This is a genomic window from Thermus thermophilus, from assembly GCF_019974155.1.
GTDB lineage: Bacteria > Deinococcota > Deinococci > Deinococcales > Thermaceae > Thermus > Thermus thermophilus_C.
The window spans coordinates 843,835-869,940 of sequence record NZ_AP025158.1 but is presented as its reverse complement, the minus strand read 5'-3'; the positions used below and the strand labels follow the sequence as shown (position 1 = coordinate 869,940).

Below are 26,106 nucleotides of genomic sequence, written 5' to 3'. Positions count from 1 at the left end.
CCTCCCGCGGCTTCCCTACCATGGAAGGCATGCTGGACGACGTCCTCCGCCCCATCCACGGGGGCACCGACGAGGGCCCCGAGCCCCTCTACGATTTCTCCACCAACGCCAACGCCCTAGGCCCCAACCCCGTGGCCCTGGACTACCTCCGCCGGGCCGACCCGAGCCGCTACCCCGACCCCCTCTACCGCAGGCTAAGGAAGGCCCTGGCCGAGGCCCACGGGGTCTCCCCCGAACAGGTGGCCGTGGGCACAGGGACGAGCGAGCTCATCCACCGCCTGGCCCGCTGGACCTACCTGCGGGGGCCCATCCTCCTCCTCCCCCCCACCTTCGGCGAGTACGCCCGGGCCGCCCGGGCCCTGGACCTGCCCCTCTGGGAGGCGGAAAGCCCCGAGGCCTTCCTGGAGCTCCTCCCCAAAAGCTCCCTCGCCTTCCTCTGCGTGCCCAACAACCCCACGGGGGAGGTCTACCCCTTCCTGGAGGAGGCGGCGAGGCGCGCAGGAGGCGCCCTGGTCCTGGACCTCGCCTACTACGACCTCATGGCCTCCCCCCCGCCCCTTCCCCAAAAGGCCTTCCGCCTCTATAGCCCCAACAAGGCCCACGGCCTCACGGGGGTGCGGGCGGGGTACCTCCTGGCCCCCCTGGACCTCACCCACTTCCAGAACCTCGCCCCTTCCTGGCCCGTTTCCGTGTATGGGGAGGCCCTGCTCTACGCCCACCTGGACCCGGAGGCCCGGGCCTGGCTGGAGGAGAGCAAGAGGGAGCTCTTCCGCCTCCGCCGCCTCCTCGCCGAGGGGCTTAGGGGGCTTGGCCTCGAGGTCCGGGAAAGCCCCGCCAACTTCCTCCTGGCGCGGGTGGGCCGGGCCACGGAGGTGGCGAGGGCCTTGAGGGAAAGGGGCATACGGGTGCGGGACTGCACCAGTTTCGGCCTTCCCGAGTGGATCCGGCTCTCGGCCCAGCGCGAAGAGGCCATCCGAGCCCTCCTCGAGGCCCTGGAAGGGGTCCTTGCTAGACTGGGGGCATGACCCCGGAGCTTGCCCGCTACCTGGAGGAGGCCCTGGGGCGGCTGCGGGCGGCCCTGGACCTGGAGGCCCTTTACCTCTTCGGCTCCCACGCCCGAGGGACGGCGGACCGGAGGTCCGACCTGGACCTCCTGGTGGTGGCCCCCGCCGTGCGCTACGCCTACAACCGCCTCCTGGAAGGTCAGACCAGGGAGGAGCTTAAACGGGCAGACGGTTTCCTCTGCACCTCCTTCCGCCTCAACACCCGCTACGCCGACGACGCGATCCTGAAGGCCCAAGCCGTCCTGGACTCCGCCAGGGAGAGAGGAGAAGACCCCCGGAAGGTGGTCTTCGGGGGGAGAAAGCTCTTCCAACAGCTCAAGCGCAAGCACCTCTCGGGCAAGCCCCTGAAGGAGCTCAAGCGGGAGTGGAGGGAGAGGCGGCAAGGCTTGCTCTACTCCCGGGGAGATAAGACCAAGGGGGGCAACCTGAACCTCAAGCTCTTCGTCAGGTACGGGGTTCTGCAACTCCGGATCAACCTCGGGGACGGGAGCTACGCCCACGCCCTGGTGAAGACGGGCCACCCCAACCTGAGCGCCTTGGTGGAGAGGGTCTACGCCTCTCTTCCCTACAACGTGGAGCTCTCCCTCAAGGACGGCAAGGTCTACGCCACCTTTACCTGGGAGGAGGAGCCCGCGCCCCTCTTGGCCACGAAGGAGAAGGGAGCCCTGGGCATAGACATCAACGCCGACCCCTATCACCTGGCCCTGGCGGTGGTAGGGGCAGACGGGAACTTGAAGCGCCACCTGACCCTCTCCCTGGAGCCCGTGGACCGGGCAGAGAACAGGGGAGCCAAGGAGCTGGTCCTCTGGAAGGTGGCGCACCAGGTAGTTTCTCTGGCCCTGGAGCACGGCGTGGCCATCGCCACCGAGCGCCTGAAGCACCTCCCCAAGGGGAGGAGAGGAGACGGTTCGGGGAGGGTCTTCAGGAGGAAGGCCCACCGCTTCGCCTACGCTTCCCTTCTCCGGAAGGTCCACTCCTTGGCCCGGAAGAGAGGGGTCCAGGTGGTGGAGGTGAACCCCCAGGACACCTCCACCATCGGGATGCTGAAGTACGCCCCGCAGCTTTCCCTGTCCAAGGACGCGGCCGCCGCGTACGTGATCGGAAGGAGAGCCTTAGGGTTCAAGGAGAAGCTCCCCAAAGGCTACGGGAAGCTTCTCCGGGACGAACGCTTCAGGGGTCACGTCCAGGGCTTCTACGCCTCCAGAGTCCGGGAACTGCGAGCCAAGAAAGCGCAGGAACGAAACCCCTACCTCAGGCGCAGGCTTTTCCGGGAGATCGGGAGGGCGAAGCGCCACCTCTCCTTGTTTTCAAGCCTTCAGGGCTCTCCGGGCAGCCAAGAGGGGTCAACCGAGGGAAGGAACTCCCCTGGCGTTAATCCCTGGCGGGTCCTGAGGGTAGGCCTCTTCCTTCCCCTTCTCGGGCGCGAGGTGCCGAGGGACTTCTCTCGCCTCAAGCCCATCCTCTTCAGGGGATCGTGGGAGGGGTGGAGGGGTTGCTTAGGTCCCCATCCTGGTGGGGGGCCGGAGTGCGCTAATGTGCACTCTACTTGACCAGGCCATCGTCCTCACCCCCGAGGAGTTCCAAGAGCGCCGGGAACTCCCCTTCCTCCAGGGGGTGCTATTGGAGGCGAAACCGCTTTATGAGCGTGGAAAAGCGCCGGCTTGAGGACCGGGAGGTGCGCCTTGGGAAGGGCTAAGGCCCTCATCGTCTGGGGCACGGGAAGCGGGGTGGGGAAAAGCCTCTTCGCCGCGGGGCTTCTCCGCCACTTCAAAAGGCTTGGCCTCAAGGCCGCCCCCTTCAAGGCCCAGAACATGGCGAACCACGCCCGGGTGGTCCGGGGCGGGGAGGTGGCGAGCGCCCAGTGGCTCCAGGCCCTGGCGGCAGGGGTGGAGCCCGAGGTGCGCATGAACCCCGTCCTGGTGAAGCCCTTCGGGGAGAGGGGGGCCCAGGTGGTGGTCTGGGGGAAGGTGGACCCCTTCCTCTCCGGGCTTCCCTGGAAGGAGAGGAGGCCCCACCTCGAGGCCCCCGTCCGCGAGGCCCTGGAAGGCCTCCTCGCCGAGCACGACCTCCTGGTGCTGGAGGGGGCGGGAAGCCCGGTGGAGCGGAACCTCTGGCCCGACCTGCCGAACCTAAGGGTGGCCGAGTGGGCGGACGCCAAGGCCCTCCTGGTGGCCGACGTGGACCAGGGCGGGGCCCTGGGGGCGCTCTACGGCACCTGGGCCCTCCTGGGGGAGCACCGAAAGAGGCTCGTGGGCTTCGCCTTCAACAAGTTCCGGGGGGACCTGGAGCTCCTCAAGCCCGCCTACGGCCTCCTTACGGGCTGGACCGGCCTCCCCGTCCTCGGCACCCTGCCCATGCTCCCCCTCGCCCTCCCCGAGGAGGACGGGTTCCGCTACCGCCAGCCCGCCGGGAATGGCCCCAAGGTGGCCCTCCTCCGCTACCCCCACGCGGCCAACCTGGACGAGTTCTGGCCCCTCTCCGAGCTCGCCCGCCCGGTCCACGCCACCTCCCCCGAGGAGGCGGAAGGGGCGGAGCTCCTCATCCTCCCGGGAAGCCGCCTCCCGGCGCGGGACCTCCCCTGGCTTCGGGCCTTCCTCCCCCTGATCCAGAGGCACCTGGAGGCGGGCAGGCCCGTCCTCGCCGTCTGCGGCGGGGCGGAGATGCTCGCCGAGGCCCTCTTGGACGAGGAGGGGGTGGAGGAAAGGGGCAAGTTCCCCGGCCTCGGCCTCCTCCCCTACCGGGTGCGCATGGCCCGGGAGAAGACGGTGGAGCGGAGGCGGGTAAGGCTTCGGGGGCTTTCCGGGTACTGGGGGAGGCTTGAGGGCCTCGAGGTGGAGGGGTACGAGATCCACCACGGCCAGGGCCTCCCCCTCGTCCACCAGGAAGGCCCCCTCCTCGCCACCTGGCTCCACGGCCTCCTGGAGAACCCCGGGGTGCAAAGGGCCCTCTTCGGCCGGGAGGCAAGGGGGCTGGAGGAGGCCCTGGAGGCCCTGGCGGACGCCCTGGAACGCCACCTGGACCTAGGGGCCCTCCACCGGGCCCTGGGGCTTGCGGGGAAGGCCTTCCCCGCGGCAAGCCCCCTTGGGGCCCCCACCGAGGCTTTCGCCTCGGTGGGGCATTTAGACCCGCCCCCACCCCCCGGCCTCGTCCTCCTCTTGGGCGGGGCGAAAAGCGGCAAAAGCCGCTTCGCCCAGCGGCTCGCCGGGCCCTTCGCCACCCTGGTGGCCACCGCCGAGGCCCGGGACGAGGAGATGGCGGAGAGGATCCGCCGCCACAAGGAGGAGCGCCCCCCCACCTGGGAGACCCTGGAGGAGCCCCTGGACCTCCCGGGGGCCCTAAAGAGGGCCCGCCACCCCACGGTGGTGGTGGACTGCCTCACCCTCTGGGTCGCCAACCTGATGGAGCGGGGCCTGGACCCCCTCTCGGAGGCGAGGCGCTTCCTAAGGGCAGTGGAGGAAAGCGGCAAGAGGGTCATCGCCGTCTCCAACGAGGTGGGGATGGGGATCGTCCCCCAAAACCCCCTCGCCCGCCGCTACCGGGACCTCCTGGGCCAGGTGAACGCCCTCCTGGCCGAAGCGGCCCAGGAGGCCTACCTCCTGGTGGCGGGCCGCCCCCTGCCCCTCGGGGGGGGCAGGGTCCCCCCCCAGGAAGCCGGAAGGCCCGGCCCCCAGGGAGGGGAGCCGGGCCCCGGCCGACCGGCCCCTTAGGCCAGCACGTCCTCGGGGTGGCGCGTCCCCTGGGGCCTGGCCTTGAGGATCTCCAGGGCCTCCTCCTCGCTCATCGCCGGGTTCTGGTAGCGGAGGCCCAGGGCCTCCCCCATGAGGCGGAAGACGTGGGTGTTGTCCAAAAGGCCAAGCTGGAGGAAGCGGAGGCCCTGGCCGTAGAGGAGGAGCATCACGGGGCTCGCCGTATGCTGGCCCGAGCCATAGCCGATGTTGGGCCGGTCGGGCCTTTGGGCGTTCCGCTGCACCATGGCCCAGGCCAGGGTGTTGGCCGGCTGGACCCCGTGGCGCACCCCCTCCGGCCAGTAGGCCCTCTCCCGGATGGCCCGCACCACCCTTTCCGCCTCGGGGTCCTCGAGGGCCACCCCCTTCATGGCCCGGAAGGCCTCCTTGACCTGGGAAGCCTCCGGGGCCTGGCCGAGGACCCGGAGCATGTGCTCAAAGCTCGCGCGTTGCGGTTCCAGGAGGTCCAGCCCGTGGGAGCTCTCCAGGTAGCTCCGCCCGGCCCCGTAAAGCCCCCCCACCCCGGTGGCGTGGTCCGAGACCACGATGAGGAGGGTGTCCGGGTTCCGGTCCACGAAGGCGGTGAGGAGCTCCAGGGCCTCGTCCGCCGCCAGGACGTCCCAAAGGGTGGCCCCGGCGTCGTTCAGGTGGTTGGCGTGGTCAATCCGCCCCGCCTCCACCTGGAGGACGAAGCCCCCGCGGTGGGCGGCGAGCCGGGGTAGGGCGGCCTGGACCATCTCCTTGAGGCTCGGCACCCCAAGGCCCTGGAAGCGGCGGTCAATCTCGTAGGGCACGTGGCTGTCGGAGAAGATGCCCAGGAGCCGGGTGGCGTTGGAACGGGCGAGCTCCTCGGGGGTGCGCACCACCCCGTACCCCTTGGCGGCGAAGGCGGCGTAGAGGTCCTTCCCGTCCTTGCGCTTGGCGGGGTTGAAGAAGCGGTCCCCGCCCCCCAGGTAGACCTCGGCCCCGAACTCCAAGTACTGCTCGGCAATGCGCTCCTCAGCGTTCCGGTCGGGGTTGGAGACCACGAAGCTCCCCGGGGTGGCGTGGGTGACGGTGGTGGTGGTCACGAGCCCCACGGCCTTCCCCGCCTCCTTGGCCGCGGCGAAGAAGGGCTTGAGGGGGGTGCCGTCGGCGTGGATGGCGAGCCCCCCGTTCACCGTCTTCACCCCGCAGGAAAAGGCGTTCCCCGCGGCGCTGGACTCGGTGACGTAGCTGGTGAGGCTGTAGGTGTTGATGAGCCCGTTGGGGTAGCGGGCGAGGAGGCGCTCCAGAGCCAGGACCCGCCCCTGCCGCCTCCGGGCGTAGGCCTGGGCGATGGCGTAGTCCTCCCAGGAAAACCCGTCGTAGACGAAGACGATGAGGTTGCGGTACCGCCTGCCCAAAGAGGGGCCGTCTTGGGAAGGCGCCCCCTGGGCCTGGCTCCGGGGCAGGAGGGCCAAGGCCCCCGCGGCCAAGCCGCCTTTCAGAAGGTCCCTTCGCCTCACGTTCCTCACCTCCAGGCCCCAAGCTAAGGGACGCGTGTCAGGAAACGGTCAGGGCCTCGCGCCCCGGGCCTCGCCCTAGCGGGCAGGACAGTCCAGAGGGGGATGGGGGTCTGCGGGCGCCACCTCTACCCGGTAGGCATCGGGCCGGGCCAAGGGTTTCAGGAAGACCCCCACCCCCTCCCCTCCCCGGGCCATGCGCAGGGTGAGCTGGGGCCCGCCCAGGAGGGGAAGGGCGTTGTAGGTGCGGCAACGCAGGGCGAACCCCCTCCCCTCGAGGGCCTTCTGGAACCTTTCCCCGAGCTCCTCAAGGCCCTGGGGCCGGTAAGGAGAGTCCTGCGGAAAGGCAAACTCCGTGACCTCCACCTCCCCCTCCACGATGCGGGCGAGGAGGAGGCCGTCCGGAACCACTAGGCCAAACCGCTGGGACACGGGGAGCTCGTAAACGGGACGGGCCAAGGGAACGCAGGCGGCCAGGAGGACCAAGGGGATCCACCCCAAGAAGGGCCTCAACATCTGACGCCTCCGATCAAAGGGTAACCCCGGGAAGAGGAAGCGGCCTTGAGGCCGCCTTTAGGGTTGCCCGGGTACCCTTTCGCGGGCCGCTCCGCCCGGGCCCCGGGGCTTGACGGGATCCAAAGCGGAGGGGCCATGAGGAGGGCGCAAAAACCCTGTCCCAGGCAGGACCCCTGGCCTTGGGCATCCTCTCCTTCGGCCCCAAGGGCCCTCCCTGCCTCGTCGTGGGCTAAGCGGCCGCACGTTGGCTTCGCCACGTGGGATGCCCGAAACGAGGCCTGGGAACCCCCCCTTTTGGAACTTAGACGAAGAAGAGCTTGTCCCGGTCCACCTCCTTGAGGTGACGGATCCCCAACCGGCCCACCTCCTTCACCAGACGGTCCGCCAGGTGAAGGGGAGCGGGAAGCCGGGGAAAGGCGAACCCACTCGCCGGGTAGAGGCGGGTCAGATGGAAAATCTGGCGGGCCAGGGCCTCGAGGGGCGTGTCCCCCGCCTCGTGCACCAGCTTCAGGGGCCGGGGCGTGCCCCGGAAGTCCCTGTGGACGGTGAGGAGGAGAAAAGTCTTGTCCTCCAAGGGAACGAAAAGCCCGTCCGCCAGGCGCCCCTGCACAGGATAGACCCGCCCCCCACCCGACTTGCGCACCGAAACCAAATCGTAGGCTATGCCTTCCCGGGCAAGGACCTCCAAGGCCAGGGCGAACTCGTCCTGGGGCACGCGGCCGTCCCGAAGGAGGAGGACCCGGGAAGGAAGCCTCCCCGCCTTGCGTTTGAAGGCCCAGAGGGTCTCCTCCAAGAGGTCCCAAACCACCTCCTGGGGGATCCGCTCCCCGGCCTGGGCCTCGGGGAGGGTCCAGAGGAGGTAGCCGCCGTCTTCACCCACGGCGCAGGCCGCGCCCCCGAAGCGAAAAGACTCCCTTCCGCCAGCGTCAAAGCCCACGGCGAGCTCGGCGGGGTAGGGGCCCCTTAGGGCCACCACCTGAAGCCCGGCCTTGGCCAGGAGGCCTAGGAGGGCGTTCTCCCAGCGGTGGCGTTCCCCCTCCCGCAAGGGGACGTTGAGGATTTGGCTGGGAAGGCCTTCCCTAAGGAAAAGGGCCTTCAGGCGGTTGCGGCCCTCCCAGGTCATGGGCGGGGTGAGCACCAGCACGGCCTGGACCCCCTTCTCCTTGGCTTCCCGCAGGGCCTCGCGGAAGGCAAGGCCTTGAGCGGGATCGGCACGGAGGGTGTGCAAACGGAGGGGGGCCCCGCTCGCCTCAAAGGCCTGGAGCAAGGCCCGCCGAAGAAACTCCGGCCACCCTTGGGCCCCGTCTAGGCGCAGGAGGGCCAGGGCGGTCTCCTGGGCCCGGTAAAGGCCCACGCGAAGGGCGTCCGCAGGCTTGCCTACGGCCTTGCGGCCCACGAGCCTAGGGGCTTCCAGGCGGTAGGCCGGGGTGCGCACCGCCTCGGGAGTGCCCAGGCCCAGGCGCCGGCCAATCCAGCCAGCGATCTCCTGGGTCCTTCGGCGCCGCTCTTCCCAGGGCAAGGAGAGGGCCAGGCTCCCCTCTTCTTCATGAAGGTCTTCCAGGGTAAGGACGGGGATCAAAAGGCCCGTCAGATGGGGGATGGGCTTTCGCGGATCCTTGGGGTCCGCCACCCAGGCCACCCGCCCCTCTTCCCGGCCCTGGAGGTGGCCCTTGGAAGTGTGGTACTCCAGGAGGCTTAAGCCGCCCGGGAGAGGGAGCGCCTTGGGGTCTTCCTCTCCTACCCGGAGGAGCTCCCAGGTGCGCCGGTCGTAGGCGTTCCGGACCCGTTTGGGCAGGGGGTGGCCTTGGGCGAGCCAGGACTCGAGGGACATCTCGCAGAGGATCCGGTAAGCGGGGTCCACCTCTAGGAGAAACGCCCCCGAGTCGGAAACCCAAAGGTCCAGGACGGCCCCCCCAAGCACCCGCCACCCGGGCCCCCGGGCGTGCTCCTTCCGGTACACCGCAAACCCCTCCACCCAGACCCCATTGAGGCGCCGGAGGTGCTCCTGAAGGAACCTTCGGGCCAGGGCCGAAAGCACGCTCCGCTCCCCGGGGTCCTTGGGGTCCAGAGGCTTCCTCCCCTTGGGGTAGAGGCGGTAGGCGTAGGTCTGCCCCATTCGCGCCAAGGTGCCCTCCAGGGCCAGGACCTCAGGGGGCGACCAGGAGGCGAGGCCGTCTCCCATGCGCACCGTAACGCCCCCCGCCCGACGGGCCAGCTGGGCGAGAAGGGGGTACACCTCCTCCCGCCCCGGCGGAGGGTCCAAAACCACCTGTAGGTGCCAAGGCCTAAGCTCCTCAGGGTTCAGAAGCCGCAGGGCGAAGCGGTTGAGGAACACTTCCGTTTTTCTAAGGTGGTTCATATCTTGGCTCAGATTTGCATAAGAGTCGCCAAGGATCAAGGGAGGGGGTTTTCCCGGCGCTTAAGCTTGTCTCCCGGACCATGGCGGCCTAGAGGGGGAAAGAGGGGGCTAAGCACCCTGCCGCGGCGGGGGCCCTAAAGGGAAGCTTCCGAGCCTTGTTTCGGGCAACCCGTGTTGCGAAATCAATGGGGAGCCGCTTGGGTCCCGGGGCTTGACAAAATGATAATGCACTTTCATTATCTAAAAGCGGAGGTGCGAGGTGCTATGAGAATGGCGCAAAAAACCCTTGTTTGGGCGGGCCTTCTGGCCATCGGCCTCCTTTCTCCGGCCCTCGGCCACGCCGCGGTCCCGGAGGCCCCGGAGGTCTACCGGGCGGAGGCCCGCCTCTTCGCCCTGGACAACCGCCCCGGGACAACCCGCCTCCTGGCGGTGGACCTCCCCGAGGGCAAGGTGGTGGCGGAGCTCTCCCTGCCCCCCCGGGGGATGAGCCTGGTGGCCGCCCCCTCGGGCCGGTACCTCCTGGTGTCCCGGGGGAGGGACACGGACCGCCAGTGGCTCACCGTGGTCTGGACGGGGAAGGAGGAAGGGCGGTGGAGCCGTCCCGTGGTGGCCAAGACCCTCCTCCTGGGCAAGGGCTGGAACATCGGCCACGGGGCGGAGGCCTACACCTACAGGGGCCGGCTCCTCGCCTTCTCCGAGCGCACCGGGGAGGCCCTCCTCTTCGGGGAAGAGGCCCTGGCCCCGGAAAACGCCTTCCTCCACGAGCGGATCCGGCTTCCCAACCCCGACCACTACCACCTGGTGGAGGCCCCCGAGGGCACCTACCTCACCCTCCTGGCCCGGGGGCAGGTGGTCCTCTACCCCAAGGGCCTGGGCGGGGAGGAGGGCGGCCGCTTCCCCTGCCCCGTGGAGCACGGGGAGGCCTTCCACCGGGAGACGGGGCGGAGCTTCTTCGCCTGCGCCCGGGAGGTCCTGGCCGTGGAGGCGGCCAGGGAGCTCCAGCGCATCCCCTACCCCGTGCCCGGGGAGCGGATCGGGGCCTTCCTGGAGGGGAAGGGGGTCTTCTTCGGCTACTCCGATGGGGTAAAGCACCTCCAGCGCCTGGACCCCGTGGGCCTGCGCCTCACCCCCATCCCCCTGAGCGGGGTCTTCCTCCGGGGAGCGGCGGACGGGGAGAGGCTTTACGTCCTCCTCACCGACGGGAGGCTCCAGGTGCGGGAGGCCCGGGAGGGGAGGCTTCTTAAGGAGGTCCGGGTCGCCCCCAGGCCCTTCCCGGAGGTGGACGAGGACACCGGGGGGGCCATCTACCCGGACCTCGCCCCCTGGGAGGAGCGGGGCCTGGTCTACGTGAGCCTCCCCCACCTGGGCCTGGTGGCGGAGGTGGACGCGGCCCGCGGCCAGGTGGCGCGCTACCTGCGCACGGGGGGAAGCCCCACCCGCCTCGTCCTGGTACGGCCATGAACCCTATGCCCGTGGTCATGTACCTCATGGGCCTCGAGGCGGCCCACGGCCTCCTAGAGGAGCTGGGCTTCGCCAAGCGGCCCCACCCCCAAGGGGTAGGCTCCAGCCTCTACCTCCGGGAGGACACCGTGCTCCACTCCACGGGGATCTGGCACCGGGGGGTCCTCTACCACCGGCCCAAGGAGCGGTTCTACCGGGCCCCCCTTCCCCCCTACCCCCCGGAGGTCCACCCCCAGGCGGAGCCCCTCCCCTTCGCCGAGGGCCTGGCCCACCTCCTGCCCTTCCTCAAGGCCTACGAGGCCCAGGTGGCCCGGGCGCGGGGGGAGGGGCGGGGCCGGTTCCTGCGCCGCCTGCCCCCTGGGGCCAGGCGGCACCTGAAGGACTGGAAGGCCCTCTTCGGTGAAGGGGTGGGAGCGTGACGAGGACGTGGCGCGTCCTTGGCCCGTGGCTTCTTGCCCTTTGGGCCTCCCTGGCCCTGGCCCAGGGGGTGGTGGCCACCACCCCCGTCCTGGCCAGCCTCGCCCAGGCGGTGGCCGGGGAGCGGTTCCGGGTGGAAAGCATAGTCCCCCCGGGGGCGGACCCCCACGCCTTTGACCTGCGCCCCTCCGCGGTGCAACAGCTCGCGGGGGCCCGGCTCCTCATCGCCAACGGGCTTGGCCTCGAGCCCTACCTGCCCAGGCTCAAGGCCCTCCTCCCCCCGGGGGCGGAGGTGCTGGAACTCGCCCCCAGGATGCCCGACCCCATCTGCGGCCTCCGGGGCCTCCAGGAAAGGGGGGTCCACCTCCACGGGGACTGCGACCCCCACATGTGGCTGGACCCCACCTACGGGGTGCGGTACGCCGAGGTCATCCTGGAGGAACTCCTGCACCTGGACCCCAGGGGGGAGGCGGCCTTCCGGAGGAACCTGGAAAGCCTTCGCCGTAAGGCCCTGGAGGAGGACGCCGCCCTCCGGGCCTGCCTGGGCGGGCGGAGGCTCCGCCTGGTGGTGGCCCACCTCTCCCTCTCCTACCTGGCCCGCCGCTACGGCCTGGAGGTGGTTGGGGCCCTGCGGAGCGCCCACGGGGCGGAGGAGGGGGTGAAGGGGCGGATCGCCCTCCTCCGGGAGGCGGAGCTTAGGGGGGTGGACCTGGTGGCGGCCGAGCCCCAGTACGACCCGGCCCCCCTGCGCCGCCTGGCGGAGGAACTGGGGGCCAGGCTTGTGGTCCTCTACACGGATGTCCTGGACCGGAGGGTTCCGGGCTACCTGGAACTCCTCCGTTGGAACCGGGAAAGGCTTTGCGAAGCGGTGAGGGAACGGAGGTAGACCATGCGAAGGAGCGCGTCTTGGTTGGCGGCGGTGGCGTTGACCTCAGGCGTGGCCCTGGCCCATGGGCACGGCGGGGAAGGAACCTTCACCCGCGTGGCCGTGGCGGATGCCCAGCGGCCTCTGGTCCTGGTCTTGGACGAGGAGGGGAAGGAACTCGGCCGCTTCACCGTCCCCTCCCCGGCAAGGCTGTACCCTCTCCCCGGGGGCCAGTACGTCCTGGGGGTGCACGGCGAGGCGGGCGCCCTCTCCTTCCTCTTCGGGGGCTTCCGCCTGGAGGACCACGGGGACCACCAGGACGTGAAGGAGGAGGTCCCCTACGTGGCCGCCACCCTGCGCACGGGGCCCAAGCCCACCCACGCCTTCGTGGGGGAGCAGCACCTCGCCGTCTTCCACGACGGGGACGGGACCGTGGCCCTCTTTGACCTGAGGCGCCTGGGGCTGGACTTCACCCCGAGGCTCGTGGCCACAGGAGGGGCGGACCACGGGGCCGTGGCCTTCCTGGGGGAGGTCCTCCTGGTGGGGGGGATGGAGCGGGGCCAGGTGGAGGCCTACACCCTGGAGGGCAGGCGGGTTCTCACCCTGCCCCAGGCCTGCCCCCGGCTCCACGGGGAGGCGGTCTTGGGGAACGTGGCCGTTTTCGGTTGCTCAGACGGGGTCCTCTTGGTGGAAGCCCGGGGCCAGGGCCTCTTGGGCCGGAAGCTCCCCTACCCTGCCGGGGCCCCCCAAGGGGTGCGCACGGGGACGCTCACCGCCCACCCCGCCCACCCCTTCCTGGTGGGGAACTTCGGGGCAGGGATCCTCTTCATCCATCCCCAGGAGGGGCACCTGGAGGCCCTCGCCCTTCCGGCCCCTCCCCTGCACCTCGCCTTTGACCCCGAAGGGGAGGCCCTTTACGCCCTCACCGCGGACGGACGCCTCCACAAGCTGGACCCCAAAGCGCGCCGGGTGGTGGGGAGCCTGGAGGCCGTGACCCCCTGGGCCCAAGGGGCCCCCCGGCCCGGGCTGGCGGTGGGGCACGGGGTGGCCTTCCTGGCGGACCCCGCCAAGGGCGAGGTGGTGAAGGTGGACCTGGAGGGCTTCAAGGTGGCAGGGCGCTTCCCCGTGGGCGGGGCGCCCTGGGCCGTGGCCCTCTTCCAGGTGGCGGGGGTGGAGCACTAAGGGATCCGGCTGGGGCCGGGCTGGCCCGGCCTCAATAAGTTGACAAATAACTGAGAAACGATTATCAATAAACTCGGAGGTGAACCGTGCGCGTAGCCTACGTGCTCTCAAGCCCTAGAGCGGCAAGCCACAAGCTCGGCCAGATGATCCTTCCCCAGCTGGAAGCGGGGACCCACGGGGTGGAGGTGGTGGGGATCTTCTTCTTTGACGACAACACCCTGATCCTGCAGAAGGGCAACCCCATCGGGGAGCGGCTCGCCAAGGTGGCCAAGGAGAAGGGCATCCTCCTCATGATGTGCGACCTCTGCGCCCTGGAGCGTGGGCTGGCCACGGGGGAGCCCCGCTGGTGCACTCCGGAAGGGGAGGGACGCACCACCCCCGGGGAGTGCCGGGTGGCCCCCCACGTGGTGGAGGGGGTGGAGGTGGGGTGCTTCCCCGACCTCTACCGGGCCCTGGCGGGCCGGGTGGACCAGGTGATCACCCTGTAGCCGGCCCGCCGCTACCCCGGAGCGGGAAAAGGCCTCCCGCAAAAACCCGGGCCTTCCCTTGGTGGGGATGAGGACGCTAATCATGGGCCAGGGCGGGCTGGAGCCTGGCCTCGTCCGTGAGGTCCAGGCGGAGGGGCGTGGCGGAAACGAAGCCCTGGGCCACCGCCCAGCGGTCCGTCCCCTCCTCCGCCTCCTTGAGGGGCCTCGAGGCGAACCAGTAGAAGGGCCGGCCCATGGGGTCCTCCCCCGGGATCACCACCCCCTCGTAGGCCCGCACCGACTGCCGGGTCCAAAGGAACCCCTTGGGCCTTAGGGGCAGGTTCACGTTCACCAGGAAGGGCCGCTCCAAAAGGAGGAGGGTCTCCAGGGTCCGGAGGAGCCAGGGGCGAAGCCCGGAGAAGTCCGGGACCTCCCCGTTGAGGGGCACGCTGAAGGCCGCGGCGGAGAGGCCGAAGAGGTAGCCCTGTTTGGCCGCGGCCACGGTGCCCGAGTGCCAGATCTCGTGCCCCAGGTTGCTCCCCAGGTTCACCCCGGAGAGGACCAGGTCCAAGGGGCCGAAGAGGTAGAGGCCCAGGGCCACGCAGTCCGCCGGGGTCCCCCGCACCCGGTAGGCGGGGAAGTGGGGGCCGTGGAGGGGAGCGGGGTGGGGGTAGGCCCGCACGGGGTGGGCGATGGTGATGGCGTGGCCCGTGGCGCTCTGCTCCGTGTCGGGGGCGGCCACGAAGACCTCCCCGAACTGGGCCGCCGCCTCCGCCAGGGCCCAAAGACCAGGACTGAAGATGCCGTCGTCGTTGGTCACCAGGATCCGCATGGCCTCACCCTAGCGGCCTTCCATCAGGAGGCGGTCAAGGGCCGTCTTCCCTTCCCCGGCGAGCGCTTGAAGGAAAGCCAGGGAGGCCTCCGGGTCCTCCCTCACCTCCAGCACTAGGGGGTTCCCAAGGAAGGGACGAAGCCACTCCCCGTGGTTCAGGACCCCCCGGCCCAGGTTCCAGTGGCGGTCGTAGACCCCGTCCGTGTCGTTCAGGTGCAGGTGCTCGGGGCCCAGGGCAAGCCAGGGCCCGGGGTCGGGGGTCCGGCTGAAGACCCGGGCGTGGGCGGCGTCAAAGCAGAAGCCAAGCTCCCCGGCATGGGCCTCCAAAACCGGCCTCAGGACCTCCGGGCAGGGCTCGTGGCTGTTCTCCAGGAGGAGGCGCACCCCCAGGGTGCGGGCCCGCCGCACCACCAGCCCCAGGGCCTCCGCCAGGGGTAGGGCCCGCTCCAAGGCTTCCTCCGGGGTGTGGCCGTGGGGGATCCCCGAGTGGAAGACGGCCCGGTCTGCCCCAAGCTCCGCCGCACGGTCCAGCCCGAAGAGGAGCCTGCGCAACGTGAGGCCCCTCACCTCGGGGTCCGGCGAGAGAAGGTCTAGGTTCCAGAAGGGAAGGTGCACGGAAAGCTTCCCGGGAAGCCGCCTCCGTAGGCTTTGGAAGAGGGCCTCGTCCTCCAAGAGGGCGGGGTCCAGGTAGACCTCCGCCCCAAGGCCCAGGGCCTGCAGGCGGGGAAGGGCCTCCTCCGCCCGGGAAAGGGGGAAGGCCAGCCTGACATCCATGGCCCCAGCATGCCCCCGGCGTGTCAGCCTCCGGTCAGCTACAGGAACTCCAGGGGGCTTTGCCGGAGGGCAGCCAGGAGCCCCGGGGCAGGAGAAAAAACCCGGGCCGCGCCCCCAGGAAACCCGCTCCCGACAGGGCCCGCCCCCAGCCCAAGACCACCTCCACCCCCCGTCTCCCAGGGGACCATGGCGAAGACCAGACCCCGAGGGGCATCCAAAATGAAGTGCTTCCCTGAATTGGGACCACCCAAGAAAGAAGCCGAGGGGTGTAGTCTGACAGAGCAGCAAGGTGCCCTACCATGGAAGGCATGGATCCCTTAGCGGTCCTTGCGGAAAACCGCCTCCTCCCCCTCCTCACGGTGCGGGGAGGGGAGGACCTTTTGGGGCTTGCCCGGGTCCTAAAGGAGGAGGGGGTTGGGGTTTTGGAGATCACCTTGCGGACGGAGAAGGGCCTCGAGGCCTTGAAGGCGCTCCGGAAAAGCGGCCTTCTTCTGGGAGCGGGCACGGTGCGGAGCCCCAAGGAAGCGGAGGCGGCCCTCAAGGCCGGGGCTGCCTTTCTCGTCTCCCCAGGGCTTTTGGAGGAGGTGGCCGCCCTGGCCCAGGCCCGGGGGGTGCCCTACCTCCCCGGGGTCCTCACCCCCACCGAGGTGGAGAGGGCCTTGGCCCTAGGGCTTTCCGCCCTAAAGTTCTTCCCCGCCGAACCCTTCCATGGGACCCGGGTCCTAAAGGCCTACGCCGAGGTCTTTCCCGAGGCGCGCTTCCTCCCCACGGGAGGCATCAAGGAAGAGCACCTCCCCCACTACGCCGCCTTGCCCAACCTTTTGGCCGTGGGGGGAAGCTGGCTCTTGGAGGGGGACCTGGAGGCGGTCCGGGCCAAGGTACGGGCCGCCAAGGCCCTCCTTAGCCCCCAAGCTCCCGGCTGATCCGCTGGGCAGTCTTGACCACCTCGGCCGCCACCTCGGGAAGCCTTTCCTCGTCCAGGTATACGGCGGCGGTGGAGACGCTCACCGCTGCCACAGGTTCACCCCGACCGTTGAGGATGGGCGCGGCCACGCACCGTACGCCGGGCTCGTTCTCCTCGAGGTCCAGGGCGTAGCCCCGCGCCCGCGTGGCGAGGAGCTCCTCCCGAAAGCGGGCAAAGTCGCTCAGGGTGTTGGGGGTGCGTTTAAGCCCCGGGGTAAAGGCCATGGGCCACCTCTCCTCCGGCAAGAAAGCGAGAAGGGCCTTACCCAAGGCGGTGGACTGGGCGGGAAAGCGGCTTCCGATCTGGCTGGCGAGAAGAAGCTCCCTTTTGCCCGGCACCTTGTCAATGTAGACCACTTCCTTTCCATCCAGGACCGCCAGGTGGACGGTTTCCTTGGTGGCGTCCCGAAGAGCCTCGAGGTGGGGCCGGGCCAGGGCGGGCAGGGAGAGCTCCTCGTAGGCCTTAAATCCTAGACGGATGAGCTTGGGACCCAGGAAGTACCCCTTCCTGGGCTCCCGCCGCAGATAACCCTGGTGGAGATGAAGCGGATAGCGGCGGCATTGGCAGCGGTTTTGGGGCTGGCCTTGGCCCAGACCTACACCCTGCGCTTCAACCACGTCCTGGGCCCCAACCACCCCTACCACGCAGGCTTCCAGACCTGGGCCGAACGGGTGGCCCAAAGGACGGGCGGGGATCTTCGGATCCTGGTCTTCCACAGCTCCCAGCTGGGGATTGAGGAGGACATCATTGAGCAGCTCCGCCAGGGCATCCCCCTGGGGCAGAACACCGACGGGGCCCGTCTCGGCAACTACGTGAAGGAACTCGGCGTTTTCAACGGCCCCTATTTTGTGGCGAGCTACGAGGAGGTGGAAAAACTCGCCAGCCTGCCCGTGGTCCAGGGCTGGGTTGAGCGCCTGGCCCAGCAGTACGGAATCCGGGTGGTCTGCCTCAACTGGGTCCAAGGCTACCGCCACTTCATGACCAACAAGCCCGTGCGTCGGCCCGAGGACCTCAGGGGCCTCAGGATCCGTACCCCGCCCGCTCCCGTCTGGCAGGAGTCCGTGCGGGCCCTGGGCGCGACCCCGGTGGCCCTCCCCTTCGGCGAGATCTACTCTGCCCTCCAGCAGCGGGCCATTGACGGGGCCGAGCTGGTTTACGCCAACATCCCCGACATGAGCCTGTGGGAAGTGCTGAGGTACGTCAACGAGACCAAGCACTTCCTCCTCATCAACTTCCAGGTGGTGGGGGAGGCCTGGTACCAGCGCCTGCCCGCCAACTACCGGCAGATCCTGCGGGAGGAGTGCGTGCGCGCCGGGCGGGAGACCTCCATGCGGATCCAGCAGGAGGAGGCCCGCATCAAGCAGCTCGTCCAGCAGCGGGGCATGACCATCGTGAGCGATGTGGACCTCGCCGCCTTCCGCAAGGCGGCCGAGACCGCCTATGAGCGGCTTGGCCTCAAAGCGGTGCGGGATGCCCTCTACCAGGCCTTGAGGAAGTAGTCCTTTCGCCCCCCGGGCTCCGGGGGGCCTTTTTGCCGCGCATGAGTAGACCAGCGAACGTTCTCCAACGCGTGGAAGAGTTCTTGGCCAAGGCCTTTCTCCTTGCCTCCACCCTCATCGTCTTCGCCGGAGGGGTGGGGCGCTTTCTTGGGCATCCCCTGGACTGGTCCATAGACCTGGCCACCTTCACCTTCGCCTGGGCGGTGTTCCTGGGCGGGGACCTTGCCCTTCGGGAGAACCGGCACGTGGCCGTAGAGAACCTCCTCCGCCTCCTGCCCCCGGGGGCGAGGCGGTGGGCCAGGGTGGGGGTCTGGCTTCTCGTCGCCCTCTTCCTGGCCCTCCTCTTCGTCTATAGCCTTCAGGCGGCCTACCAGACCCGCTTCCGAAGCTTCCAGGGAATTCCCGGCTTCAGCTACACCTGGGTCACCTTGAGCGTGAGCGCGGGAAGCCTTCTCATGTTCTTCACCGCCTTAGGAAGGCTCCGCCAAACCTTTAGGGAGTAGACATGCTCTTGAGCTTTGCCGCATTCCTGCTCCTGCTGCTTCTAGGGATGCCCGTGGTCTTCGCCATCGGGATCGGGGGGCTCGTCTTCTTCCTCACCCAGCCCGGCCTCCAGCTCACCATGCCGGTGCAACTGGCCTTGGCGGAGACCCAGAACTTCTCCCTCTTGGCCATCCCCACCTTCATCCTGGCCAGCAACCTGATGAACGAGCTAGGCGTGACCCGGAGGCTCCTCCGCTTCGCCCACGTGGTGACGGGGTTCGTACGAGGGGGGCTGGCCCAGGCGAGCGTCCTCCTGGGCTTCCTCATGGGAGGAGTTTCGGGCTCAGCCATCGCCGACGCCACCATGCAGGCCAGGCTTCTGGGCCCCGAGATGGTGCGCCGGGGGTACTCCCCGGGGTTCATCGCCGCCCTCCAGGGGTTCTCCGGCCTCCTCGCCGTGGCCATCCCCCCGAGCATCGGCCTCATCCTCTACGGGAGCATTGGCCAGGTGTCCATCGGCCAGCTCTTCGCGGGGGGAATCGGGGTGGGGGTGCTCCTGGCGGCGGCCTACATGCTCACCGTGGCCCTTTTAGCCCGAAACCGGGGGTACCTTCCCGAGGCCGCCCCACCCACGGCCAAGGAAGTCTGGGATGCGTTCCGAGAAGGGCTGTTCGCGCTCCTCTTCCCCTTCCTGCTCCTGATCACCTTACGCTTTGGGATCTTCGTGCCCTCGGAAGTGGGAGCGGGGGCAGTGGTGTACGCCCTGTTGGTGGGGCTCATCTACCGGGAGCTCACCCTTGAGCGGGTGAACCGGGCCTTGGCCCACTCCGTTCGGGACGTGGGCATGGTGGCCCTCCTCATCGCCATGGCTGCGGTTTTGGGCTACGGGATGAAGTGGGAGATGTTCCCCCAACGCGTCTCGGCCTTTCTCCTGGAGGCGGTGCAGAACCCCCAGGTGGCCCTCCTCCTCATCCTCTTGGCCCTCCTCGTTTTGGGCACCGTGCTGGACTCCACGGTGATGATCATCCTCCTCACCCCCATCCTGGTGCCCGCGGCCAAAGCGCTGGGCATTGACCTGGTCTACTTCGGCGTCCTCATGGTGCTCACCTGCGCCGTGGGGCTCCTTACACCCCCCGTGGGGCTTTCCATGTACTCGGTGTGTTCGGTGATGGGGTGCGGCATCGGGGAGTACATGCGGGAAGGATGGCCTTTCCTCTTGGCGACCCTTTTTGTGCTGCTTCTGGCCTACCTTTTCCCCGGGGTGGTGCTCTTCCTGCCCCGGCTCCTCTTCTAAGGAGTGGACATGAGGCTTAAAGGGAAGAAAGCGCTGGTCATCGCGGCGGGACAGGGGATCGGCCGGGCCATTGCCGAGGCTTTTCAGAGGGAAGGGGCCGAGGTCCTGGGAGCCACCCTACATCCGGAGAAACTCCAGGAGGTGGTTCCCGCGGTGCACCTGGATGCCCGGGACAAGGAAGCGGTCTTCCGCCTCATCCAGGGCCTGGACCGGCTGGACGTCCTGGTGAACGCCCAGGGGGTGGTACCGGTGGGAGGGCTTTTAGAGGCCACGGACCAGGACTGGGAGGAAGCCTTCCTTCTGAACGCCAAGAGCGTCTTCTGGGCCATGCAAGCCGCCCTCCCCAAAATGGCCGCCCAGGGCGGGGGAAGCGTCATCAACATCGCCTCGGTGGCGGCCTTCAAGGTGGTGCCCGGCCGCTTCGTCTACAGCGCCACCAAAGCCGCCTTGGTGGCCATGACCAAAGCCGCGGCCTTAGAGTTTGCCCCAAAGGGCGTGCGGGTGAACGCCATCTGCCCCGGGACCGTAGACACCCCTTCCCTGCGGGAGCGGGCCGGGGGAGAGGAGGGCCTTAGGGCCTTTGCCGAACGGCAACTCCTCAAGCGCCTGGGCCGTCCCGAGGAGATCGCCGCCTTGGCGGTCTACCTGGCTTCGGACGAGGGGGCCTTCGCCACGGGGAGCGCCTTCGTGGTGGACGGGGGGATGAGCCTGTGAGGTGGCGGGCGGACTTCCTCTTGGCCTGGGCGGAGGCCCTTTTGCGAAAGGCGGGGGCGGACGAACCCTCCGCCAAGGCGGTGGCCTGGGCCCTGGTGGAGGCGGACCTCAGGGGGGTGGGAAGCCACGGGCTTTGGCGCCTCCCCGTTTACGTGCGCCGCCTCGAGGCGGGCCTGGTCAACCCCAGCCCCACCCTGCCCCTGGAGGAGCGGGGCCCCGTGGCCCTCCTGGACGGGGAACACGGCTTCGGACCCCGCGTGGCCCTAAAGGCCGTGGAAGCGGCCCAAAGCCTCGCAAGGAGGCACGGCCTTGGGGCCGTGGGCGTCAGGCGGAGCACCCACTTCGGCATGGCAGGCCTCTACGCGGAAAAGCTGGCTCGGGAGGGCTTCGTGGCCTTGGTCACCACCAACGCCGAGCCCGACGTGGTGCCCTTTGGGGGGCGGGAGAAGGCCTTGGGCACCAACCCTCTGGCCTTCGCCGCCCCGGCCCCTCAAGGGATCCTCGTGGCCGACCTGGCCACCTCGGAAAGCGCCATGGGCAAGGTCTTCCTAGCCCGGGAGAAGGGGGAGCGGATCCCCCCAAGCTGGGGGGTGGACCGGGAGGGGAACCCCACGGAAGACCCCCACCGGGTCTACGCCCTAAGGCCCCTCGGGGGACCCAAGGGGTACGCCCTGGCCCTTTTGGTGGAGGTCCTCTCGGGGGTTCTGACGGGGGCGGGGGTAGCCCACGGCATCGGCCGCATGTACGACCAGTGGGACCGCCCCCAGGACGTGGGCCACTTCTTCCTGGCCTTGGACTTTGGCCGCTTCGTGGGAAAAGAGGCCTTCCTGGAACGGATGGGCGCCCTTTGGCAAGCCCTAAAGGCCACTCCCCCGGCGCCGGGGCACGAGGAGGTTTTTCTCCCCGGGGAGCTGGAGTCCAGGAGGCGGGAACAGGCTTTGGCGGAGGGCGTGCCCCTCCCGGAGCGGGTGGTGGCGGAACTCAGGGCCCTGGGGGAGCGCTACGGCGTGCCTTGGAGGGACGATGCTTGAGGTGGTGACGGCGGGGGAGCCCCTGGTGGCCCTGGTGCCCCAGGAGCCCGGGCACCTTCGGGGGAAGCGCCTTCTGGAGGTGTACGTGGGCGGGGCCGAGGTGAACGTGGCCGTGGCCCTGGCCCGGCTTGGGGTCAAGGTGGGCTTCGTGGGCCGGGTGGGAGCGGACGAGCTTGGGGCCATGGTGGAGGAAAGGCTCCGGGCCGAGGGGGTGGACCTTACCCACTTTCGCAGGGCGCCGGGGTTCACGGGGCTTTACCTGCGGGAGTATTTGCCTTTGGGACAGGGAAGGGTCTTCTACTACCGGAAGGGCTCGGCGGGAAGCGCCCTTGCCCCCGGAGCCTTTGACGCCGACTACCTGGAGGGGGTCCGCTTCCTTCACCTAAGCGGCATCACCCCGGCCCTTTCTCCCGAGGCCTGGGCCTTCAGCCTGTGGGCCATGGAGGAGGCGAAGCGGCGGGGGGTCCGGGTGAGCCTGGACGTGAACTACCGCCAGACCCTCTGGTCCCCCGAGGAGGCCCGAGGCTTCCTGGAGAGGGCCCTTCCCGGGGTGGACCTTCTCTTCCTGAGCGAGGAGGAGGCGGAGCTCCTCTTCGGCCGGGTGGAGGAGGCGTTGCGGGTTCTCTCCGCCCCCGAGGTGGTCCTGAAGCGGGGCGCAAAGGGAGCTTGGACCTTCGTGGACGGGAGACGGGTGGAGGGGAGTCCCTTCGCCGTGGAGGCGGTGGACCCCGTGGGTGCGGGGGACGCCTTCGCCGCCGGTTACTTGGCAGGGGCGGTGTGGGGGCTATCGGTGGAGGAAAGGCTTCGCCTCGCCAACCTCCTCGGGGCTTCCGTGGCGGCGTGCAAGGGAGACCACGAGGGGGCACCTTACCGGGAGGACCTCGAGGTGCTCCTGAAGGGAGCAAAATCCTTTCTTCGGTAGGAGGAGGTGAGGACATGGAACGGAAAGCCTTGGTTACAGGGGGAAGCCGGGGCATCGGCCGGGCCATCGCCGAGGCCTTGGTGGCCCGGGGTTACCGGGTGGCCATCGCCAGCAGGAACCCGGAGGAGGCGGCTCAGAGCCTCGGGGCCGTGCCGCTTCCCACCGACTTGGAGAAGGACGACCCCCAAGGGCTCGTCAAGCGGACCCTCGAGGCCCTAGGCGGCCTCCACGTCCTGGTCCACGCCGCGGCGGTGAACGTGCGTAAACCCGCCCTGGAGCTTTCCTACGAGGAGTGGCGCCGGGTGATCTATCTGCACCTGGACGTGGCCTTCCTTTTGGCCAAGGCGGCGGCGCCCCACATGGCGGAGGCGGGCTGGGGACGCGTGCTCTTCATCGGATCGGTGACCACCTTCACCGCCGGGGGGCCCGTGCCCATCCCCGCCTACACCACGGCCAAGACGGCCCTCCTGGGCCTCACCCGGGCCCTGGCCAAGGAGTGGGCCCGCTTGGGGATCCGGGTGAACCTCCTCTGCCCGGGCTACGTGGAAACGGAGTTCACCCTCCCCTTGCGGCAGAACCCCGAGTTCTACGAACCCATCACCGCACGGATTCCCATGGGGCGCTGGGCGAAGCCTGAGGAGATCGCCCGCGTCGCCGCGGTTCTTTGCGGGGACGAGGCGGAGTACCTCACGGGCCAGGCGGTGGCGGTGGACGGGGGCTACCTCATCTACTGAAAAGGCACGGGAGGCGCCACGTCTCCGGAGAAGGACCTCATGGCCTTCGCCCTCCTGACCAGGGGGAGCCCCTAGAAACCACCCTGCGCCGGGGCCTCTCTTCCAGCTTGCGCCCGCATGGGGCGGCACCAAGCGGTAGGCCTCGCCGCCTGGGAACGGCCACCGCCCCGGCTCCCCCAGGGGGTCGGAGCAGGGCTTTTAGAAGAAGGCGGTTCGCACCCGGCCCGTCGCGGCCGGGGGCGGGAGGGGAGCCGGACCGGGACGAGGGCTCGAGGCCCCTCTTGCAAGCGCTTTCAACAGGTGCTATACTCCCCGGCAAAGATGACCAAGGCTCGCCCCACCATCGCCGAAGTGGCCCGCCGCGCGGGCGTCTCCCCGGCCACGGTGTCCCGGGTGCTCAACGGCACCGCCCGGGTCTCCCAGGAGAAGGTGCGGGCGGTGCTCCAGGCGGTGGAGGAGCTGGGCTACGCCCCGAGCCCCCTGGCCCAGGGCCTGGCCACGGGGCGCTCCTACGCCGTGGGCATCCTCCTTTCGGACTTCGCCAGCCCCTTCTTCGGCCCCATCCTCGAGGCCCTCACCCTGGAGCTGGAGGCCACCCCCTACCGCCCCATCGCCGTGCCCGGCCACTGGAGCCTGGTGCGGGAGCTGGAGGCCCTGGAGTTTTTGAAGGCCCACCGGGTGGAGGCCCTGGTCCTCCTCGGCACCGCCCTGGACGGGGAGGCCTTGGGGGAGTTGGGCATCCCCGTCCTCGCCTTCGGCCAGCGGGTAGAGGGACCGAAGGCCTGGTCCCTTTGCCTGGACAACCAAAAGGCGGCCTACGAGGCCACGCGCTACCTCATGGACCGGGGGCACACCCGCATCGTCCACATCTCCAGCCACCGGGGAGGGATGGACGTCCGGGAGCGGCTTCTCGGGTACCGCAAGGCCATGCGGGAGGCGGGCCTCGAGGCCCGGGTGGTCTACGGCGACCTGGAGGAGGAGGGCGGCTACCGCGCGGCGGCGGAGGCCTTTCGCCGCTACCCCGACACCACCGCCCTCTTCGCCGCCAATGACCAGACGGCCTTCGGCGCCCGGCTTTACCTCTACGAGCAAGGGCTTCGCGTGCCCGAGGACGTCTCCCTCGTGGGGTTTGACGACATCGCCTTAAGCGCCTACCAGATCCCCCCGCTCACCACCGTGCGCCAGCCCATCCAGGAGATCGGCATAGCCCTGGGCCGCGCCCTCCGGGCGGTCCTCGCGGGGGAGGTGCCCACCTTGCCCCGCCTGGAGCTGACGCTGGTGGAAAGGGCCTCGGTAAGGGAGGTGGGAGCCTGAGAAAAACGGCGGCCCTTAGGCTTTAGGCCCTTGGCCCACCCCGAAAAGGGGTGGAGGACGCGAAAGGAGGTTCTCATGGTTAAGAAAGCGCTTTCAAGCCTTCTCGTCCTGGCCTCCCTGGCCTTCGCCCAGAAGACCTGAGTGGGCCTTCGGCTACACCCGGCGCTTCGGCCTCTACTACGTGGACTTCCCCAGCCAGAGGCGCATCCCCAAAAGGAGCGCCCTCTGGTTCCGGGAGCGGATCGCGCGGGCCCAAACCTGAGCGCCCGCGTGTTGATCCCGCCCCTTAGGGCCCCCGAACCGGGGAGGGTGGAGGCTTCTCCACCCTCCCCATAAGGGCCTCGAGGTCCCGGGAAGAGGCCCTAAAACTCAAAGAAGGCCGGGACGAAGGCGTAGCCCTCCCCTTCCCGGCGGATGTACCCAACGGCGGGCCAGGGGAAGTGGTAGGCGGTGATGAGGCTCCGCTCCTCGGAGACCTTCTGGAAGAGGCGGGCCCGGGTCCGCACCACCTGCGCCTTGTCCATGTCAAAGCCCAGGTAGGCCTGGGGGAAGCGGAGGGAGAGGAGGTAGTGGCCCGCCGCATCCCCGAAAATGAAGAACCTCTTTCCCTGGGAGGTGGCCTCGAGGCTCATGTGCCCCGGGGTGTGGCCGAAGGAGGCCACGGCCCGCACCCCCGGGAGGATCTCCTCGCCGTCCTCCACGGGCCGGATGCGCTCCTTTAAGGGCACGAGGGCCCTTTGCACCGCGGGCGAGGGGTTCTGAAGCCAGAACTCCAGGTCCACCCGGCCCATGAGGTGCTCCGCCTTGGGGAAGACGGGCCGCCCCTCCCCGTCCACCAGCCCCCCGATGTGGTCGGGGTGGCCGTGGGTGAGGAAGACGTGGGTGATGTCCTCGGGAAGGTAGCCGGCAAGCTCCAGGTGGGCGAGGAGCCGCCCCCCACTTCCCGCACCCCTCCCCGTGTCCACGAGGAGCCTGGCCTCCCCCAGGTCCAGGAGCACCGGGTTGAAGTTGTTGCGGGTGGCCTCCGGATCCAGGAAGTTCTCCACGAGCGTCCTGCGGAAGTCCTCCTGGAGCTCCGGGTTCGCCCCCCAGTTGGGGAGGAGGGGGCCTGGAGGGGACTGGCCGTCGGAGAGGACCACCGCCTGGATCTCCCCTACCCGGAAGCGGTAAAAGCCGCCCCCGTTCACCCCCTTGGGCGCGCGCCCCTGGGCCCGGCCCAAGGAAAGGCCTCCCGCCGCCAAAAAAAGCCCCGCACCGGTGAGGAAACGCCTGCGGTCCACTCGCCACCTCCTTTGCGGGCAGGATAACCCTGACCGGGGCCTGGAAGCGTGCCCCAGTTCACCTTGGTGGCGGCCTCTAAGCACCCCCGGGGCCCGAAGGAAGCTTCCCCAGCCTCATTCGGGCATCCCATACCGCTCGGGCAGGCTCGGCCTCAAGGTAGGGGCTTCACCTGTGAGGAAGAAGAAGCTGGGCACCGCCACGGGGAGCCGGGCCTACAGGCTTTCCCTCAAGCGCTCTTGGCCCGCAGGAGGGCGGGGCCCCTCAGGGGCGCCACCTCCTCCTCCGCCAGGTCCAGAAGGGCCAAAGTGTTCCCTTCGTGGTCCACGAACTCCACCACGTACCCCCCGTGGGGGTAGACCAGGACCACGGTCCCCACGTTCCCGGCCTCGAGGCCCCACTCCTCCTTGTCCCGCTTCAGGACCACCAACTCGTGCTCCCGGATCATCGCCCCCTCCAGGGATAGGCCGTCACCAGACGGGCCGCCGCACCCTCCTTCTCAAGGTACCAAACGCTCTGCAAAAAAACCTCCCGCCTAGGGCCGCGAAGGGGACCCCTAAGGACCAGCACCAGGCCCTCGCCCAGGAAGCCTGGTCTGCGGGCCACCTCCTCCGCCTCCTCGGCATGGCGGAGCAAAGCCCTTTCCAGGGCCTCGGGATTACCCGGGGAAAAACCCAGCGCCGTGAAGAAGCGGGCCTTGCTTCCCCCTCGGGATGTTTGGGGTTGA

The 26,106-nt window shown here is 69.3% G+C and carries 26 protein-coding genes and 1 pseudogene; 18 read left to right on the top strand and 9 right to left on the bottom strand.

The features are described from left to right. The first annotated feature begins 29 nt into the window (after window positions 1-29). The 3 genes from TthTMY_RS04740 to TthTMY_RS04730 all read left to right on the top strand — a co-directional run bounded on the left by TthTMY_RS04740 (window position 30) and on the right by TthTMY_RS04730 (window position 4,771). Window positions 30-1,025, top strand: coding sequence for a pyridoxal phosphate-dependent aminotransferase (locus tag TthTMY_RS04740; protein ID WP_172844610.1), 996 nt, complete (start codon window positions 30-32; stop codon window positions 1,023-1,025). After that, the gene (locus TthTMY_RS04735; protein WP_223903480.1) at window positions 1,022-2,614 is read left to right on the top strand and encodes an IS200/IS605 family accessory protein TnpB-related protein; all 1,593 of its coding nucleotides are present in this window, start codon (window positions 1,022-1,024) and stop codon (window positions 2,612-2,614) included. The genes TthTMY_RS04740 and TthTMY_RS04735 overlap by 4 nt, the downstream gene beginning before the upstream one ends. Before the next feature lie 132 nt (window positions 2,615-2,746). Then, the gene (locus TthTMY_RS04730; RefSeq protein WP_223903479.1) at window positions 2,747-4,771 is read left to right on the top strand and encodes a cobyric acid synthase; all 2,025 of its coding nucleotides are present in this window, start codon (window positions 2,747-2,749) and stop codon (window positions 4,769-4,771) included. On the opposite strand, the gene TthTMY_RS04725 is transcribed toward TthTMY_RS04730, so the two are convergent. The 3 genes from TthTMY_RS04725 to TthTMY_RS04715 form a co-directional block, all read right to left on the bottom strand. Next, window positions 4,768-6,276: an alkaline phosphatase gene (locus TthTMY_RS04725; protein WP_223903478.1), complete on the bottom strand. Its 1,509-nt coding sequence runs from the start codon at window positions 6,274-6,276 to the stop codon at window positions 4,768-4,770. The genes TthTMY_RS04730 and TthTMY_RS04725 overlap by 4 nt on opposite strands. A gap of 75 nt (window positions 6,277-6,351) precedes the next feature. Beyond that, on the bottom strand, window positions 6,352-6,789 hold the full coding sequence (locus tag TthTMY_RS04720; RefSeq protein ID WP_223903477.1) for a hypothetical protein: 438 nt from the start codon (window positions 6,787-6,789) through the stop codon (window positions 6,352-6,354). Window positions 6,790-7,090: 301 nt separating this feature from the next. After that, complete coding sequence (locus tag TthTMY_RS04715) at window positions 7,091-9,148, bottom strand: argonaute PAZ domain-containing protein (protein ID WP_096410463.1); 2,058 nt, start codon at window positions 9,146-9,148, stop codon at window positions 7,091-7,093. Between the two features lie 270 nt (window positions 9,149-9,418). Between TthTMY_RS04715 and TthTMY_RS04710 the strand changes: the two genes are divergently transcribed. From TthTMY_RS04710 to TthTMY_RS04690, 5 genes are all read left to right on the top strand, one after another. Further along, window positions 9,419-10,609 carry a hypothetical protein gene (locus TthTMY_RS04710; protein WP_096410462.1) on the top strand — a complete coding sequence of 397 codons (1,191 nt, stop codon included), beginning with the start codon at window positions 9,419-9,421 and terminating at the stop codon, window positions 10,607-10,609. Between the two features lie 5 nt (window positions 10,610-10,614). Then, a complete protein-coding gene (locus TthTMY_RS04705) occupies window positions 10,615-11,028 on the top strand; it encodes a hypothetical protein (protein ID WP_096410461.1) in 414 nt (137 codons plus the stop codon). Further along, window positions 11,025-11,912: a metal ABC transporter substrate-binding protein gene (locus TthTMY_RS04700; RefSeq protein WP_096410460.1), complete on the top strand. Its 888-nt coding sequence runs from the start codon at window positions 11,025-11,027 to the stop codon at window positions 11,910-11,912. The genes TthTMY_RS04705 and TthTMY_RS04700 overlap by 4 nt, the downstream gene beginning before the upstream one ends. Before the next feature lie 51 nt (window positions 11,913-11,963). Continuing rightward, window positions 11,964-13,073: a hypothetical protein gene (locus TthTMY_RS04695; RefSeq protein ID WP_157745759.1), complete on the top strand. Its 1,110-nt coding sequence runs from the start codon at window positions 11,964-11,966 to the stop codon at window positions 13,071-13,073. Window positions 13,074-13,159: 86 nt separating this feature from the next. Further along, a complete protein-coding gene (locus TthTMY_RS04690; protein ID WP_096410458.1) occupies window positions 13,160-13,561 on the top strand; it encodes a SaoD/DsrE family protein in 402 nt (133 codons plus the stop codon). 76 nt (window positions 13,562-13,637) lie between these two features. Here TthTMY_RS04690 and surE read toward each other — a convergent pair whose 3' ends face one another. Together surE and TthTMY_RS04680 are read right to left on the bottom strand one after the other, a co-directional pair. After that, window positions 13,638-14,372, bottom strand: a complete 735-nt coding sequence (gene surE / locus TthTMY_RS04685) for a 5'/3'-nucleotidase SurE (protein ID WP_093008343.1) — start codon at window positions 14,370-14,372, stop codon at window positions 13,638-13,640. Window positions 14,373-14,381: 9 nt separating this feature from the next. After that, complete coding sequence (locus TthTMY_RS04680; protein ID WP_096410457.1) at window positions 14,382-15,146, bottom strand: sugar phosphate isomerase/epimerase family protein; 765 nt, start codon at window positions 15,144-15,146, stop codon at window positions 14,382-14,384. A 308-nt stretch (window positions 15,147-15,454) separates the two neighbouring features. Here TthTMY_RS04680 and TthTMY_RS04675 point away from each other — a divergent pair, with 308 nt between their 5' ends. Then, a complete protein-coding gene (locus tag TthTMY_RS04675; RefSeq protein ID WP_223903476.1) occupies window positions 15,455-16,069 on the top strand; it encodes a bifunctional 4-hydroxy-2-oxoglutarate aldolase/2-dehydro-3-deoxy-phosphogluconate aldolase in 615 nt (204 codons plus the stop codon). Here the strand turns inward: TthTMY_RS04675 and TthTMY_RS04670 are convergent. Further along, the gene (locus TthTMY_RS04670) at window positions 16,047-16,727 is read right to left on the bottom strand and encodes an IclR family transcriptional regulator (protein WP_223903475.1); all 681 of its coding nucleotides are present in this window, start codon (window positions 16,725-16,727) and stop codon (window positions 16,047-16,049) included. The two genes, TthTMY_RS04675 and TthTMY_RS04670, sit on opposite strands and share 23 nt — an antisense overlap. On the opposite strand from TthTMY_RS04670, the gene TthTMY_RS04665 reads away from it, so the two are divergent. The 9 genes and pseudogenes from TthTMY_RS04665 to TthTMY_RS04625 form a co-directional block, all read left to right on the top strand. Next, a complete protein-coding gene (locus TthTMY_RS04665) occupies window positions 16,695-17,609 on the top strand; it encodes a C4-dicarboxylate TRAP transporter substrate-binding protein (RefSeq protein ID WP_223903474.1) in 915 nt (304 codons plus the stop codon). The two genes, TthTMY_RS04670 and TthTMY_RS04665, sit on opposite strands and share 33 nt — an antisense overlap. A gap of 41 nt (window positions 17,610-17,650) precedes the next feature. Then, window positions 17,651-18,112: a TRAP transporter small permease gene (locus tag TthTMY_RS04660; RefSeq protein WP_096410454.1), complete on the top strand. Its 462-nt coding sequence runs from the start codon at window positions 17,651-17,653 to the stop codon at window positions 18,110-18,112. A 47-nt stretch (window positions 18,113-18,159) separates the two neighbouring features. Beyond that, the gene (locus TthTMY_RS04655) at window positions 18,160-19,386 is read left to right on the top strand and encodes a TRAP transporter large permease (protein WP_229365149.1); all 1,227 of its coding nucleotides are present in this window, start codon (window positions 18,160-18,162) and stop codon (window positions 19,384-19,386) included. 9 nt (window positions 19,387-19,395) lie between these two features. Next, window positions 19,396-20,100 (top strand): SDR family oxidoreductase, encoded by a 705-nt coding sequence (locus TthTMY_RS04650; RefSeq protein WP_096410452.1) that lies wholly within the window; start codon window positions 19,396-19,398, stop codon window positions 20,098-20,100. Then, window positions 20,097-21,131 (top strand): Ldh family oxidoreductase, encoded by a 1,035-nt coding sequence (locus tag TthTMY_RS04645; RefSeq protein WP_096410451.1) that lies wholly within the window; start codon window positions 20,097-20,099, stop codon window positions 21,129-21,131. Before TthTMY_RS04650 ends, TthTMY_RS04645 begins: the two co-directional genes overlap by 4 nt. Next, window positions 21,124-22,053 carry a 2-dehydro-3-deoxygluconokinase gene (gene kdgK / locus TthTMY_RS04640; RefSeq protein WP_096410450.1) on the top strand — a complete coding sequence of 310 codons (930 nt, stop codon included), beginning with the start codon at window positions 21,124-21,126 and terminating at the stop codon, window positions 22,051-22,053. The genes TthTMY_RS04645 and kdgK overlap by 8 nt, the downstream gene beginning before the upstream one ends. Window positions 22,054-22,067: 14 nt before the next feature. Beyond that, a complete protein-coding gene (locus TthTMY_RS04635; RefSeq protein ID WP_096410449.1) occupies window positions 22,068-22,787 on the top strand; it encodes an SDR family NAD(P)-dependent oxidoreductase in 720 nt (239 codons plus the stop codon). A gap of 321 nt (window positions 22,788-23,108) precedes the next feature. Continuing rightward, on the top strand, window positions 23,109-24,101 hold the full coding sequence (locus TthTMY_RS04630) for a LacI family DNA-binding transcriptional regulator (protein WP_096410448.1): 993 nt from the start codon (window positions 23,109-23,111) through the stop codon (window positions 24,099-24,101). Between the two features lie 139 nt (window positions 24,102-24,240). After that, window positions 24,241-24,363, top strand: a pseudogene (locus TthTMY_RS04625) (family 1 glycosylhydrolase); the annotation flags it as partial. A gap of 100 nt (window positions 24,364-24,463) precedes the next feature. On the opposite strand, the gene TthTMY_RS04620 reads toward TthTMY_RS04625, so the two are convergent. From TthTMY_RS04620 to TthTMY_RS11900, 3 genes are all read right to left on the bottom strand, one after another. After that, window positions 24,464-25,381, bottom strand: coding sequence for an MBL fold metallo-hydrolase (locus TthTMY_RS04620; protein ID WP_223903473.1), 918 nt, complete (start codon window positions 25,379-25,381; stop codon window positions 24,464-24,466). A 227-nt stretch (window positions 25,382-25,608) separates the two neighbouring features. After that, the gene (locus TthTMY_RS04615; protein WP_172844608.1) at window positions 25,609-25,827 is read right to left on the bottom strand and encodes a DUF4926 domain-containing protein; all 219 of its coding nucleotides are present in this window, start codon (window positions 25,825-25,827) and stop codon (window positions 25,609-25,611) included. Further along, complete coding sequence (locus TthTMY_RS11900) at window positions 25,824-26,057, bottom strand: DUF6883 domain-containing protein (RefSeq protein ID WP_324615482.1); 234 nt, start codon at window positions 26,055-26,057, stop codon at window positions 25,824-25,826. Before TthTMY_RS11900 ends, TthTMY_RS04615 begins: the two co-directional genes overlap by 4 nt. Window positions 26,058-26,106: the final 49 nt, after the last annotated feature.